This is a genomic window from Vibrio sp. 9-16B-A1, from assembly GCF_056726165.1.
Window position 1 is genome coordinate 1 of sequence record NZ_JBSDZD010000019.1, and the last position, 13,163, is coordinate 13,163.

A 13,163-nucleotide genomic window follows, 5' to 3' on the forward strand; every position below is an offset into this window, starting at 1 on the left:
AAGGATTGTTTATGTCGCTGCCGCTCGACTTGCATGTGTTAGGCCTGCCGCCAGCGTTCAATCTGAGCCATGATCAAACTCTTCAATTTAAGATTTTGTCGGCTCAATGAATACTGAACATTACATAAGTAATGTTTGAATTGACTGTGCTGAGTCCGAAGACTCAATGGTCACTTCGTATCATTGAAACCATTTTGCTTCCTAAGAAGCTAGTGATTATCATCAACGAGTGCCCACACAGATTGATAGGTTTATATTGTTAAAGAGCTTTGCTTTGAAGTCTCTCTCAAAGCGGACGGCCATTTTAGCGAGTTAAGTTTTAGTGTCAACCACTTTTTTCAAAACTTTTTTCAGGCTCAGTGCCTGGCTAAGTGACCTGCTGTTCCGTTCCCGTTTCTATTGAAGCGTTCCCGTGTCAGCGAGGTGGCATTATAGAGATCGGCGTCACGTTGGCAAGGCCTTTTCTCAGTTTTTTTTGATTTTTTTACTGTTTGGATATTTTCTATTCAAAGCAGGCCGTTTTTACTGGTATTTTCCCCTGTAAACCGTCTGTTTTGGCTTTTAAGCAGGAGAAAAGATGACTTCGATACGCAGCTACAAAGGAATAACTCCCCAAATCGGCAACCGGGTTTATGTCGACAGCAGCGCTGTGCTGGTTGGCGACATTGAAATTGGTGATGACGCCAGCATCTGGCCGCTGGTAGCAGCTCGCGGGGATGTTAACTATATAAAGATAGGTCAGCGGACCAATGTCCAGGATGGCAGCGTACTGCACGTCACCCACAAAAATACGGACAACCCGGACGGCTACCCTCTTATTATTGGTAATGATGTGACCATCGGCCACAAAGTCATGCTGCACGGCTGCACTATCAGAGACAGAGTGCTGGTAGGAATGGGCAGTATCGTACTCGATGGGGCAGTAATAGAAGAAGATGTCATGATAGGTGCGGGCAGTCTGGTACCACCAGGCAAAGTACTGCAGTCCGGATACCTCTATGTAGGCAGCCCGGTAAAACAGGCGCGCCCGCTAAAAGAGCAGGAACGCGCCTTTCTGAAGAAGTCAGCCGATAATTATGTAGAGAACAAAAATGACTACCTGAGCCAGGTGGTGGTGATCAGCTGATCTCCGCCTCTCCTTCAGCGTTGAATGTCTCTTCTTCTATATACTCTTCAGCAAGCTCTTCCAGATCGAAGCGGTACTGCTCAAAAATAGCAAGAGCCTGCTGGCCGTTTTCTACTTCTTTACCACTCAGCCGGGACAGCTTGTCACGGCTGACCACGCAACTGATCAACGCACCGGATTGCTGGGCCGGGAAGCTGACCAGCTGACGCTCTTCATCCCAGCTCTGCATATCGGGAAACAGTATTGATTGGTTCATTTACAGTCCTTCCAGGTTTTTGCGCAGCTCACGCAGGATTTGTTTGGTACCAGGGCGAAGTCCACGCCACAGCATAAAGCTCTCAGCGGCCTGACCAACCAGCATACCCAATCCGTCATATGCCTTGGCCACCCCATTATCCAGCGCCCACTGGTTAAAGCAGGTCTGGCCTTTACCATACATCATGTCATAGCTGACCGTTGCAGGGTTGAAGATTTCAGCACTGATGGCAGGAAGCTCTCCGCTCAGGCTTGCTGAAGTGGAGTTAATCACCACATCAAAGCCCTCATTCAGCAATGCCATCTCAACCGCCTCAACCGGCCCGAGGCCGGCGAAAAGCTCAGCGAGTTGCTGCGCTTTGCTGAAGGTCCGGTTGGTCACCACCAGCTGAGCAGGTTTTTGCTCCAGCAGCGGCTGGATAACGCCACGAGCGGCACCACCAGCACCAATCAGGAGAATTCTGGCGCCTTCCAGCACCACCTGCTGGTTAAGCAGGTCCTGCACCAGGCCGGCACCATCGGTATTATCACCAATGATCTCGCCGTCATCGAGCTTTTTAAGGGTGTTCACCGCGCCCGCCATCCTGGCACGTTCTGTCAGACGGCCTGCAAACTGGTATGCCTGCTCTTTAAACGGGACAGTCACATTACACCCTTTACCACCCTGTTCGAAGAAGCGCTGTGCTGCCTTGGCAAACTCATCCGGCGGCGCAGTCTCTGCGGTATAGGTCAGGTTCTGATTGGTCTGTCTGGCAAACAGGGTATGAATAAACGGGGATTTACTGTGCCCGATAGGATTACCGAACACAGCGTACTTATCTGACTGATGGGCCATTTCCTTGCCAACTCCAAATAAAACAGGGTCAATACACCTGACCCTATCACTATCTGAAAGATGAAAAAACCCTTACCAGTCGCGGGGATGAAGATAAGCAGCCAGCCTGGCTTCTTCACTTCCTGCGATGGGCTGGTAACGATACTCCCAGCGGGCCAGCGGAGGCATAGACATCAGAATCGATTCGGTTCGGCCGCCGGTCTGCAGGCCAAACAGGGTGCCCCTGTCCAGCACCAGATTAAACTCGACATAACGTCCGCGGCGATAGAGCTGAAACTCACGCTGACGCTCACCATAAGCGGTATCTTTACGCCGCTCTACGATCGGTATGTAAGCCCGGGTGTATCCCTCACCCACCGCTTTTATATAGTCAAAACAGCGCTCAAAGCCCCACTGGTTGAGATCATCAAAGAAGAGGCCGCCCACACCGCGGGTCTCTTCCCTGTGCGGGAGATAGAAGTAGCGGTCACACCAGGCTTTGTGTTCCGGGTAAACCTCTTCTCCAAATGGCATACACAGCTGACGGGCCGTATCGTGCCAGTGCTGGCAATCCTGCTCAAACGGGTAGAAGGGGGTCAGGTCGAATCCGCCGCCAAACCACCAGATCGGCTCTTCTCCCTCTTTTTCTGCAATAAAAAAGCGCACATTGGCGTGGGAAGTAGGCACATAGGGATTTTTGGGGTGCATCACCAGAGAGACCCCCATGGCTTCAAACCTGCGTCCGGCCAGTTCCGGGCGGTGAGCCGTTGCAGAAGCAGGCATCTCCTTTCCCTGTACGTGGGAGAAGTTCACCCCACCCTGTTCGAAGACATCACCGTCTTTCATGACCCGGGTGCGGCCTCCGCCACTCAGGCGCTCTCCCGGCTCCCTCTGCCAGGCATCTTCCGCAAAAACTGCCCGGCCGTCGGCCTGTTCAAGCTGATGACAAATCTGATCCTGCAGCCGGAGCAAATACTGCTTTACCGACTCTTTATCTATGGCTGACATGACTTTTCCTTATTATTTATCGTTTCCATCCTTTTTAAGTCTTTTCAGCCCGGGATGCTAGCCCTGACGCAGCACCTGGCCGGTTTTGGCATCACGGATTTCACTCGGCTTATCACGTCCGCCGGTTTCTCCTTCCAGCAGTACCACTCCGGTGTGGCCCAGTTGCTGTCTCACTTCGTCATTGTTCATGCACGGTGGCTGACCGGTCAGGTTCGCGCTGGTTGAGGTGATCGGCTTACCAAATGCCGCACAAATCTCCTGCACCAGCGGGTGGTCAGTCACCCGGACAGCGATGGTATCAAACTGACCCGATACCCAGCGGGATACCCTCTCGCTTGCCGGCATAATCCAGGTCACCGGGCCCGGCCAGCTGGCCTGCACCGTCTCCAGCTGAGTCGCGGTCAGCTGACTCTCATCGATATAAGGCAGCAGCTGCTGATAATCACCGGCGATCAGGATCAGCCCTTTTTCCACCGGGCGCTGTTTCACATCCAACAGCTTCTCTACGGCGGCCGGAGAGTCAGGATCGCAACCCACCCCAAACACCCCTTCGGTTGGGTAAGCAATGACTTCACCCTGTTTCAGCGCCTGCAACGCTGCGTCAAAATTCTCCACGTCTCTGTTCCTGTAATCTGACTGTTTAGCCAAAGTGTACAAACTAATTCTGGTGCTGCCCAAAGCTATTTATTTATAAAATGTATCGAAAACACCTTCATTGATGACGCAAACGTTTTCCTTACCAGGAAATCCCCGTATAATGCGCGCAAAATATCACCTCACCCAATTTAAACGCTTGAAGGAGTTTGAGATGAAAGTCGGTATCATCATGGGTTCGAAATCAGACTGGCCAACCATGAAACTTGCAGCAGATATGCTGGATCAGTTTGGCGTGGAATATGAAACAAAAGTTGTTTCTGCTCACCGCACCCCACAACTTCTGGCCGACTACGCTAACAGCGCCAAAGAGCGTGGCATTAAAGTGATCATCGCCGGTGCCGGTGGTGCAGCTCACCTGCCTGGTATGGCAGCCGCTTTCACCAGCGTCCCTGTACTGGGTGTGCCGGTTCAGTCCCGCGCGCTGAAAGGTATGGATTCCCTGCTCTCTATCGTACAGATGCCAAAAGGTATCGCGGTAGGTACTCTGGCCATCGGTGAAGCGGGTGCAGCCAACGCGGGTATCCTGGCGGCGCAGATCATCGGTACTTCTGATGAAGCGGTCATGGCGAAGGTAGAAGCGTTCCGCAACGAGCAAACCGAAACCGTTCTGGCCAACCCAAACCCGGCAGAGGACTGATAACCATGCAAGTGCTGGTACTTGGCGCGGGTCAGCTTGCCCGCATGATGTCGCTTGCAGGCGCACCACTCAACATCTCTGTCTCAGCGTTTGATGTGGGCAGTGAAAACATTGTCCACCCGCTGACTCAGCAGGTGATCAGTCACGGTCTTCAGAGCGCCATCGACAGCGCTGACGTGATCACCGCTGAATTTGAGCACATTCCCCATCCGGTACTCGACGTATGTGAGCAGAGCGGTAAGTTCCTGCCAACCACAGACGCCATCAAAGCCGGCGGTGACCGCCGGATTGAAAAAGCACTGCTGGATAACGCCGGTGTACGCAATGCCAAATACGCGGTGATCGAAACCCGCGAAGACTTTGACCATGCGATTGAAAAAGTCGGCGTTCCTATGGTGCTGAAAAGCGCGCTGGGCGGCTATGACGGCAAAGGTCAGTGGCGGCTGAAAGATGCAGCAGACGCTGATGCAATCTGGCCGGAGATGGCAGAGTGCATTGCTGCCACACCAACTCAGGCGATCGTAGCCGAAGAGTTTGTGCCATTCTGCCGTGAAGTATCGCTGGTTGGTGCCCGTGGCAAAAATGGCGAAGTGGCAGTTTACCCGCTGGCAGAAAACGTCCACACCAACGGCGTACTGAGCCTGTCGACTGCGATTGAAGAACCAGCCCTGCAGGAGCAGGCGAAGCAGATGTTTACTGCGGTTGCCGAAAGCCTGGATTACGCGGGCGTGCTGGCGCTGGAGTTTTTCGATGTGAAAGGCGACCTGTTGGTCAACGAAATTGCACCGCGGGTACACAACTCCGGCCACTGGAGCCAGCAGGGTGCGGCGGTATGTCAGTTTGAAAACCACCTGCGTGCGGTGTGCGGTCTGCCTCTGGGCGATACCCGCCTGCTGCGTCCGACCTGCATGGTGAACATTCTGGGCGAAGATCAGCTGCCGGCAGAAGTGATGACGATGCAGAGCTGTCATGTTCACTGGTATGGCAAAGAGAAGCGTCCGGGCCGTAAGATGGGTCACATCAATGTCTGCGCTGACAGCCAGCAGCAGCTGGAGCAGGAGCTGGTTAAGCTGGGACAAATCCTTGACCCGGTGGCATTCCCTGCCCTGCCACGCTGACAGCACACACAGACTAAAAAGGCGCCCTTCAATCAGGCGCCTTTTTTAATACTCTTTAATACTTATTGTCCCGACTGGGGATGCTGGCACTTGCGGCTGGCACACACCACTTTTAACCCGCCCGCGGTTTTCTTTTCCATCAGCAGCATATAGCCACACTCTTCACAGCGGCCGCGAACCGGCTTTGCATTGAGGGCAAACTTACACTTAGGGTACTGATCACAGGCGTAAAAGGTTTTGCCATAGCGGGATTTACGTTCCACCAGCTGGCCTTTGCCACATTCAGGGCAGGCAACATGGTTGCTCTCCTGCTCAGGCTCCGGCTTATCCATCGACTCAATATGGTGACACTCAGGAAAGCCGCTGCAGCCGATAAACATGCCGTAGCGCCCCTGGCGCAGCACCAGCTCCTGACCACATTCAGGACAGGCCACACCCAGTGCTTTGATGATATGGCCATCATTCTGATGCAGGGGACGGATATAGTCGCATTCAGGATAGTGGTCACAGCCCAGAAACGGGCCGTGTTTACCGTGTTTCAGAACCAGCTTCCCACTGCACTGCGGGCAGTCCCGCTGCTCAAGCGCATGCTCGTGAGCTGAAAAAAGGCTGTGGTCAATCTTGCCGCTCAATTAGTGCAACACTCCGGTTTCTGTGGTGTACAGCAGCTCTTCCATCTGGGTGTACGCATTTTCGTTGCCCGGTACATTAAACAGCACCAACAACACGATCCACTTCAGGTCATCCAGCTGGAAATCCTGAGTCTCCAGCCCCATTACCCGGTCAATCACCATCTCACGGGTATCTGTGGTGAGCAAATTGATCTGCTCCAGGAACATCAAAAAGCCCCGGCACTCCACGTCGATACGCAGGCACTCTTTCTCTGTATAAATACGGGTTGAGGTCGCGGCGCTGGTCGCAATCGCGGATGTGGCATCCGTCTGCTGCAACGCGGCCAGTTCTTCTAACCAATTCAGAGCTTTGTAGATCTCGTCCTGATGAAAGCCGGCACGTTTGAGTTCGTCTTCCAGCTCGTCCTGATTTACCATCAACTCTGCATCGCTATGGATATAGGTTTCAAACAGATACATAAGAATATCCATCATAGCTAGCCCCTCCCCTTTCGAATATAGCCACCAGGTACTGCAACAACATGCCCTGCGAGCTCAAGCTCGAGGAGTTGCGTCATGACTTCATGCACAGGTATATGGGTGCGCTGAGCAAGAATATCAACAGGCGTTGCCTCAAAACCTACGTTAGCCAGAAGTTGTGGAAATGGCAATTGTTCCGGCTCAGCTTCTGATTCAAATATAGATGTCTGTTGGGATATTGACCATGTCAGCAGGGATTCGACCTCATCGAGGATCTGCCGGCTGGACTGAACCAGGGTTGCGCCTTCACGGATAAGCCGGTTACTGCCCCGGCTCTGGGGGGAATGGAGCGGGCCGGGCAGGGCAAATACCTCCCGCCCCTGTTCAAGGGCAAAACGGGCGGTGATCAGCGAGCCGCTCTTCTCGGCAGCCTCCACCACCAGCACCCCGGCAGAGAGACCACTGATGATCCGGTTACGGCGGGGAAAGAAGGTGGCTTTGGGTGGCGTGGAAGGTGGCAGCTCAGAAACCAGTGCGCCGCTGGCGGAAACCTGGTCTGCCAGCGATTTGTGCCTGGCCGGATAGACCCGCCCCAGACCACAGCCGAGCACGCCGACAGTAAACCCGCCCGCTTCCAGTGCGCCGCGGTGGGCACGTCCGTCGACCCCGAGCGCCAGACCACTGGTGATGGTCAGCCCGCGGCCAGCCAGGTCACGGGAAAAAGTGAACGCATTTTGCAGGCCATCCGGCGTGGCATGGCGGCTGCCCACCAGCGCGATCTGGGGCTGGCTCAGTACCGCCGGTTCGCCTTTGACATACAACACCGGCGGCGCGGCAGGAACTTCACGCAGCAGAGGCGGATAACGTTCGTCATCGGAGGTAATAATATGATGAGTATCGCTTTGTTCGAGCCAGCGAAGTGAGTCGCTGATACTGTCATGGTCGAGCGCCTGACGGGCCTGGTCCTCAGACAACCCCATAGAACAAAGCTGGGTAAGACCCGCACCGGCGACGGTATGCATGCCATAACGGCCAGCCAGACGGGCGATTTTTACCGGACCAAGCCCTTTAACCTGGCTGAGCCTCAGCCAGGCGCCAAGCCGGTCAATGCTCATTTTTCTGCTGATTCAGGTGCGGTCAGCACTGAGCCGGTACTGATCGGTGCCTGAGCCCGGGTGACCTGAGCCAGACTGAAATGCCCGTAGGCTCTCAGCACCATCACTTCACCCAATTGCGGGTAGTGCGCCTGACCGTTACTGGCTTTGTCACGCACCGCAAACACCTGCCCCTGGGCGATACCATCCTCAGCGCCCTGGTCGATCACTACCACATCGCCGGACTGGCTGTAGCGGGTTTCACTCAGGTTAGCCAGCAGACGGGCCATACTCTTTGCTGCGGCCGGTTGTGGGGTAAAGCTGGCCTGATAGTCCTGAGGCGCTTTATCCAAAGGTAACAGCAGGTCTCCGGGGCGAACTTCCTGCCGCGCAGCCTTCAGTTCAAGCAGGGTGCCGCTCTTATTCAGCTCACTGACACTGGCCCGGGCCACCAGTTTAAGTACCACCACCTGCTGTTCATCACTTTCGCGCTCAAAAGCCTGTCCCTGACGATAGATGCCCCACAGCTGATCAGACAACATACCCTTCACCCTGACCGGCTGATCACCGGAATAGAAGTGGCGCCCGTCCAGCGGTTCAATAACCCGGGGAATGGAAGCAAGCTCAGCCCTGTTCATCAGCAGGTCCTGATTAAGCAGCTGTTTCCATCGGGAGGGGTCAACAGTGGTCAGTGCAGACGGGTTACTGCCGGCGCGCTCCAGATGCAGGGTGGGTTTGCCGTCACGCCAGCTCAGCAGAATACGGTCACCGGGATAGATAAGATGAGGATTGAGGATTTCCGGGTTGGCTTCCCACAGTTCGGGCCAGCGCCAGGGTGATTCAAGGTAAAGGCCTGAGATATCCCACAGGGTGTCACCTTTAACTACCGTATAAACAGAGGGAGCGCTGCTCCTGACCGGCACGTCTCCCGCCCACGCAATACCAAATCCACCCAGGCATGCTAAACTGACTCCAATCAGCCGGCTTACTTTGCTCAAATTCCTTGTCATTACACCGCTCCAGACCATGAGATTGCCCGAGAATGCTGTCATTTGGGGTGTAAAATGTCTAGAATTGAGCCAATCAGCTTAAAGCCAGTTCGGCACAGTTCAACATTTAGAGTGTATATGTCTGTATTACAAGTATTAACTTTCCCGGATGAGCGCCTGCGTACCGTTGCGAAACCGGTCGAAAAAATCACCCCGGAAATCCAAACCATTGTCGATGACATGCTGGAAACCATGTACGCCGAAGAAGGTATCGGCCTGGCGGCAACCCAGGTAGATATTCACCAGCGTATCGTGGTAATCGACATCTCTGAGACCCGTGATGAACCTATGGTTCTGATCAACCCGGAGATCACCGAAAAACGTGGTGAAGACGGCATCGAAGAAGGCTGCCTGTCTGTACCTGGCGCCCGCGCGCTGGTGCCACGCGCACACGAAGTATCAGTGAAAGCACTGAACCGCGACGGTGAAGAGTACAGCTTTGAAGCCGACGACCTGCTGGCTATCTGTGTTCAGCATGAGCTTGACCACCTGGAAGGCAAGCTGTTCGTTGACTACCTGTCTCCGCTGAAGCGCAAGCGCATCAAAGAGAAGCTGGAAAAAATCAAACGCTTCAACGAAAAGAACCAATAAAAACGAGGTTACCTTGAGCCAGTCATTACGCATTGTCTTTGCAGGTACTCCGGACTTCGCCGCCCGCCATATGGCGGCGTTGTTGTCTTCGGAGCACGAAGTAATCGCCGCCTACACTAACCCGGATCGTCCGGCAGGCCGCGGCAAAAAACTCACCGCCAGCCCGGTAAAAGAGCTGGCGCTGGAGCACAGCATTCCTGTTTTCCAGCCAGAGAGCCTGAAAACCGAAGAGGCTCAGAAAGAACTGGCTGAGCTGAACGCCGACATCATGGTAGTAGTGGCTTACGGCATGCTGCTGCCTCAGGCGGTACTCGATACCCCGCGTCTTGGCTGTATCAACGTACACGGTTCAATCCTGCCACGCTGGCGTGGTGCTGCGCCGATCCAGCGCTCTATCTGGGCTGGTGATGCAGAAACGGGCGTAACCATTATGCAGATGGACATTGGTCTGGATACCGGTGACATGCTTAAGATCGCCACCACCCCAATCGAAGCAACTGACACCAGTGCCAGCATGTACGACAAGCTGGCAGAGCTGGGCCCGGAAGCACTGGTTGAGTGCCTGGCCGATATCGCATCCGGCAAAGCCGTTGCAGAGAAGCAGGACGATGAACTGGCCAACTACGCCAAAAAGCTGAGCAAAGACGAAGCGCTGATCGACTGGCAGGACGAAGCAGAGCACATCGAACGCTGCGTACGCGCGTTTAATCCGTGGCCGATGAGCTTCTTCGAAGTGGCCGGGCAGAACGTCAAAGTGTGGCAGAGCCGTGTGGAAGCAGACTCTGACGCTGCAGCCGGTACCATCGTCCGCGCTGACAAAACCGGTATTTATGTGGCGACCGGCAAAGGCACCCTGGTGCTGGAACAGCTTCAGGTGCCTGGCAAGAAAGCCATGCCGGTACAGGATATTCTTAACTCACGCGCTGACTGGTTCGAAGCCGGCAGCCAGCTTCCGCTAAAACAGGATAAGTGATGAACGTTCGTGCCGCAGCCGCCAAAGTGCTGTTCCAGGTGGTAGACCAGGGTCAGTCCCTGTCTAACGCCCTGCCTGCAGCCCAGCAACAAATCAAACCGCGTGACCACGCGCTGCTGCAGGAGATCTGCTACGGCGCCCTGCGCTACCTGCCGCGTCTGGAGTCGATCGCCGGTGAACTGATGGACAAACCGCTGCGCGGCAAGCAGCGTGTGTTCCACCACCTGATCCTGGTGGGCATCTACCAGCTCAGCTTTATGCGCATCCCGGCTCACGCCGCGGTGGGCGAAACCGTTGAAGGCACCAAAGCGCTCAAAGGCCCGCGTCTGCGCGGCCTGATTAACGCAGTGCTGCGTAACTATCAGCGCAACCAAGAACAACTCGACGAGCAGGCGGTGTCTCATGACGCCGGTAAATACGGACACCCGGGCTGGCTGCTGAAGCTGCTGAAAGAGGCCTACCCTGAGCAGTGGGAGTCTGTGGTGGAAGCCAACAACCGTAAAGCGCCAATGTGGCTGCGGGTAAACAGCCAGCACCACGACCGCGATGCGTATCAGGCTCTGCTCAAAAATGAAAACATTGATAGCCTGGCGCACTCCCAGGCGGCAGATGGGCTAAAGTTGGCCGCTCCGGTGGATGTACACTCCCTGCCTGGCTTTGATAAAGGCTGGGTATCGGTTCAGGATGCGGCGGCTCAGCTGTCAGTGGAATACCTGAAACCGCAGCCGGGCGAGCTGATCCTGGACTGCTGCGCTGCGCCTGGCGGTAAGACCGCGCATGTTCTTGAGCGCACCAACAACCAAGCTGAAGTCGTCGCGATTGACTGTGACGACAGCCGCCTGAAGCGGGTACACGACAACCTGCAGCGTCTGAATCTGAAAGCCGAAGTGATCTGTGGCGATGCGCGTGAACCTGGCCAGTGGTGGCAGGGTGGTCAGTTTGACCGTATCCTGCTTGATGCGCCATGTTCGGCGACCGGTGTTATCCGCCGTCACCCGGACATCAAATGGCTGCGCCGCCGGGACGATATTGATGCCCTGGCCGCACTGCAGAGTGAAATATTGGATGCCATGTGGCGTGAACTCAAGCCTGGCGGTACCCTGGTCTACGCGACCTGCTCCGTCACGCCGCAGGAAAACGCTGAGCAGGTAAAAGCTTTCCTTGAGCGCACTGCAAATGCTGAGCTGCTCGGCTCAGAGCGCGACAACCCAGGCCGTCAGATCCTGCCGGGTGAAGAAGATATGGATGGCTTCTACTACGCTGAGCTGCGCAAGCAGAACTAAGCATACAGAGCTAACTGAACAAACAGGTGAACGATGAAAATCATCATATTGGGTGCCGGCCAGGTGGGCGGCACACTGGCTGAAAACCTGGTCGGTGAAAACAACGACATTACCGTTGTCGACCGCGACAGTGACCGCCTGCGCGAACTGCAGGACAAATACGACCTGCGGGTCGTCAATGGCTATGCCAGCCACCCGGATACCCTTCAGGAAGCCGGTGCGCAGGATGCCGACATGCTGGTTGCGGTAACCAACGCCGACGAAACCAATATGGCGGCCTGCCAGGTCGCGTTCACCCTGTTCAACACGCCAAACCGGATCGCCCGTATCCGCTCTCACGAGTACCTGGCGCACAAAGAAGAGCTGTTTCAGTCCGGCGCTGTCCCGGTCGATCACCTGATCGCCCCTGAAGAGCTGGTGACCAGCTACATCGAACGCCTGATCCAGTACCCAGGCGCGCTGCAGGTAGTGAGCTTTGCCGAGCAGAAGGTCAGCCTGGTAGCGGTAAAAGCCTACTACGGTGGTCCGCTGGTCGGTAACGCCCTGTCGACACTGCGCGAACACATGCCGCATATCGATACCCGGGTTGCCGCGATTTTCCGTCAGGGCCGTCCTATCCGTCCGCAGGGCACCACCATTATCGAAGCCGATGATGAGGTCTTCTTCGTCGCGGCCAGCAATCATATCCGCTCGGTGATGAGTGAACTGCAGAGACTGGAAAAACCATACCGCCGTATCATGATCGTCGGTGGTGGTAACATCGGTGCCGGTCTGGCCAAACGACTGGAGAGCCAGTACAGCGTTAAACTGATCGAACGCAGCATCGAACGGGCTGAAAAGCTGTCTGAAGAGCTGGAAAACACCATCGTCTTCTGTGGTGATGCAGCCGATCAGGAGCTGCTGATGGAAGAGAACATCGACCAGGTAGATGTGTTTATCGCCCTCACCAACGAAGATGAAACCAACATCATGTCGGCGATGCTGGCTAAGCGTATGGGTGCCAAGAAAGCCATGGTGCTTATCCAGCGCGGCGCGTACGTTGACCTGGTTCAGGGCGGAGTAATTGACGTGGCTATCTCTCCTCAGCAGGCAACCATCTCTGCACTGCTGACCCACGTCCGCCGGGCAGACATCGTTAACGTCTCCTCACTGCGCCGCGGCGCAGCAGAAGCAATCGAAGCGATTGCCCACGGCGATGAAACCACCTCCAAAGTGGTTGGCCGTGCGGTCGGAGACATTAAACTGCCACCGGGCACCACCATTGGTGCCATCGTACGTGGCGAAGAGGTGCTGATCGCCCATGACCGCACCGTTATCGAGCAGGATGACCACGTGGTGATGTTCCTGGTCGACAAAAAATACGTGCCTGACGTGGAACGCCTGTTCCAGCCGAGTCCTTTCTTCCTTTAATAACCAACCCCGCCCCGCCCTGGCGGGGTCAGTTGCAATATTGCGTGGTGGTAAACA

General features: G+C 55.3%; 15 protein-coding genes. 7 read left to right on the forward strand and 8 right to left on the reverse strand.

Annotated elements, in window-relative coordinates; all coding sequences use genetic code 11:
- Window positions 1-577: 577 nt before the first annotated feature.
- Complete coding sequence (locus ACVB80_RS21940) at window positions 578-1,126, forward strand: gamma carbonic anhydrase family protein (protein WP_481083427.1); 549 nt, start codon at window positions 578-580, stop codon at window positions 1,124-1,126.
- Here ACVB80_RS21940 and ACVB80_RS21945 read toward each other — a convergent pair.
- From ACVB80_RS21945 to tsaC, 4 genes are all read right to left on the reverse strand, one after another.
- Window positions 1,119-1,382, reverse strand: coding sequence for a DUF1488 family protein (locus tag ACVB80_RS21945; RefSeq protein WP_481083428.1), 264 nt, complete (start codon window positions 1,380-1,382; stop codon window positions 1,119-1,121). The genes ACVB80_RS21940 and ACVB80_RS21945 overlap by 8 nt on opposite strands.
- A complete protein-coding gene (gene aroE, locus ACVB80_RS21950) occupies window positions 1,383-2,216 on the reverse strand; it encodes a shikimate dehydrogenase (RefSeq protein WP_481083429.1) in 834 nt (277 codons plus the stop codon).
- A 72-nt stretch (window positions 2,217-2,288) separates the two neighbouring features.
- Window positions 2,289-3,203: an oxygen-dependent coproporphyrinogen oxidase gene (gene hemF, locus ACVB80_RS21955; protein WP_481083430.1), complete on the reverse strand. Its 915-nt coding sequence runs from the start codon at window positions 3,201-3,203 to the stop codon at window positions 2,289-2,291.
- Window positions 3,204-3,260: 57 nt separating this feature from the next.
- Window positions 3,261-3,818 carry an L-threonylcarbamoyladenylate synthase type 1 TsaC gene (tsaC, locus tag ACVB80_RS21960; RefSeq protein ID WP_481083431.1) on the reverse strand — a complete coding sequence of 186 codons (558 nt, stop codon included), beginning with the start codon at window positions 3,816-3,818 and terminating at the stop codon, window positions 3,261-3,263.
- Window positions 3,819-4,011: 193 nt separating this feature from the next.
- Between tsaC and purE the strand changes: the two genes are divergently transcribed.
- Both purE and ACVB80_RS21970 read left to right on the forward strand, forming a co-directional pair.
- Window positions 4,012-4,497 carry a 5-(carboxyamino)imidazole ribonucleotide mutase gene (gene purE, locus ACVB80_RS21965; protein ID WP_481083432.1) on the forward strand — a complete coding sequence of 162 codons (486 nt, stop codon included), beginning with the start codon at window positions 4,012-4,014 and terminating at the stop codon, window positions 4,495-4,497.
- Between the two features lie 5 nt (window positions 4,498-4,502).
- On the forward strand, window positions 4,503-5,615 hold the full coding sequence (locus tag ACVB80_RS21970; protein WP_481083433.1) for a 5-(carboxyamino)imidazole ribonucleotide synthase: 1,113 nt from the start codon (window positions 4,503-4,505) through the stop codon (window positions 5,613-5,615).
- 62 nt (window positions 5,616-5,677) lie between these two features.
- Here the strand turns inward: ACVB80_RS21970 and ACVB80_RS21975 are convergent, their stop codons facing one another.
- The 4 genes from ACVB80_RS21975 to ACVB80_RS21990 are packed head-to-tail and all read right to left on the reverse strand — an operon-like array spanning window position 5,678 to window position 8,810.
- Complete coding sequence (locus ACVB80_RS21975; protein WP_481083434.1) at window positions 5,678-6,247, reverse strand: DNA topoisomerase family protein; 570 nt, start codon at window positions 6,245-6,247, stop codon at window positions 5,678-5,680.
- Entirely contained in the window at window positions 6,248-6,721 is a 474-nt protein-coding gene (locus tag ACVB80_RS21980; RefSeq protein WP_481083435.1) for a DUF494 family protein, read from the reverse strand. It abuts the gene before it with no gap.
- 2 nt (window positions 6,722-6,723) lie between these two features.
- The gene (gene dprA / locus ACVB80_RS21985; RefSeq protein ID WP_481083436.1) at window positions 6,724-7,821 is read right to left on the reverse strand and encodes a DNA-processing protein DprA; all 1,098 of its coding nucleotides are present in this window, start codon (window positions 7,819-7,821) and stop codon (window positions 6,724-6,726) included.
- Window positions 7,818-8,810, reverse strand: coding sequence for a LysM peptidoglycan-binding domain-containing protein (locus ACVB80_RS21990; protein WP_481083437.1), 993 nt, complete (start codon window positions 8,808-8,810; stop codon window positions 7,818-7,820). Before ACVB80_RS21990 ends, dprA begins: the two co-directional genes overlap by 4 nt.
- 117 nt (window positions 8,811-8,927) lie before the next feature.
- On the opposite strand from ACVB80_RS21990, the gene def reads away from it, so the two are divergent.
- From def to trkA, 4 genes are read left to right on the forward strand one after another with little or no spacing between them, the layout of a single operon-like run.
- Window positions 8,928-9,440: a peptide deformylase gene (gene def / locus ACVB80_RS21995; protein ID WP_481083438.1), complete on the forward strand. Its 513-nt coding sequence runs from the start codon at window positions 8,928-8,930 to the stop codon at window positions 9,438-9,440.
- Window positions 9,441-9,453: 13 nt separating this feature from the next.
- On the forward strand, window positions 9,454-10,413 hold the full coding sequence (gene fmt / locus ACVB80_RS22000) for a methionyl-tRNA formyltransferase (RefSeq protein ID WP_481083439.1): 960 nt from the start codon (window positions 9,454-9,456) through the stop codon (window positions 10,411-10,413).
- Window positions 10,413-11,696 (forward strand): 16S rRNA (cytosine(967)-C(5))-methyltransferase RsmB, encoded by a 1,284-nt coding sequence (gene rsmB / locus ACVB80_RS22005; protein ID WP_481083440.1) that lies wholly within the window; start codon window positions 10,413-10,415, stop codon window positions 11,694-11,696. Before fmt ends, rsmB begins: the two co-directional genes overlap by 1 nt.
- A 33-nt stretch (window positions 11,697-11,729) precedes the next feature.
- Entirely contained in the window at window positions 11,730-13,106 is a 1,377-nt protein-coding gene (gene trkA, locus ACVB80_RS22010; RefSeq protein ID WP_481083441.1) for a Trk system potassium transporter TrkA, read from the forward strand.
- Window positions 13,107-13,163: the final 57 nt, after the last annotated feature.

Excerpts from the sequence above, each read along its gene's own strand:
- ACVB80_RS21945 (WP_481083428.1), bottom strand. The coding sequence starts at position 1,382 with ATGAACCAATCAATACTGTTTCCCGATATGCAGAGCTGGGATGAAGAG.
- ACVB80_RS21990 (WP_481083437.1), bottom strand. The coding sequence starts at position 8,810 with ATGACAAGGAATTTGAGCAAAGTAAGCCGGCTGATTGGAGTCAGTTTA.
- hemF (WP_481083430.1), bottom strand. The coding sequence starts at position 3,203 with ATGTCAGCCATAGATAAAGAGTCGGTAAAGCAGTATTTGCTCCGGCTG.
- ACVB80_RS21980 (WP_481083435.1), bottom strand. The coding sequence starts at position 6,721 with ATGATGGATATTCTTATGTATCTGTTTGAAACCTATATCCATAGCGAT.
- aroE (WP_481083429.1), bottom strand. The coding sequence starts at position 2,216 with ATGGCCCATCAGTCAGATAAGTACGCTGTGTTCGGTAATCCTATCGGG.
- rsmB (WP_481083440.1), top strand. The coding sequence starts at position 10,413 with ATGAACGTTCGTGCCGCAGCCGCCAAAGTGCTGTTCCAGGTGGTAGAC.
- dprA (WP_481083436.1), bottom strand. The coding sequence starts at position 7,821 with ATGAGCATTGACCGGCTTGGCGCCTGGCTGAGGCTCAGCCAGGTTAAA.
- trkA (WP_481083441.1), top strand. The coding sequence starts at position 11,730 with ATGAAAATCATCATATTGGGTGCCGGCCAGGTGGGCGGCACACTGGCT.
- ACVB80_RS21970 (WP_481083433.1), top strand. The coding sequence starts at position 4,503 with ATGCAAGTGCTGGTACTTGGCGCGGGTCAGCTTGCCCGCATGATGTCG.
- def (WP_481083438.1), top strand. The coding sequence starts at position 8,928 with ATGTCTGTATTACAAGTATTAACTTTCCCGGATGAGCGCCTGCGTACC.
- ACVB80_RS21940 (WP_481083427.1), top strand. The coding sequence starts at position 578 with ATGACTTCGATACGCAGCTACAAAGGAATAACTCCCCAAATCGGCAAC.
- purE (WP_481083432.1), top strand. The coding sequence starts at position 4,012 with ATGAAAGTCGGTATCATCATGGGTTCGAAATCAGACTGGCCAACCATG.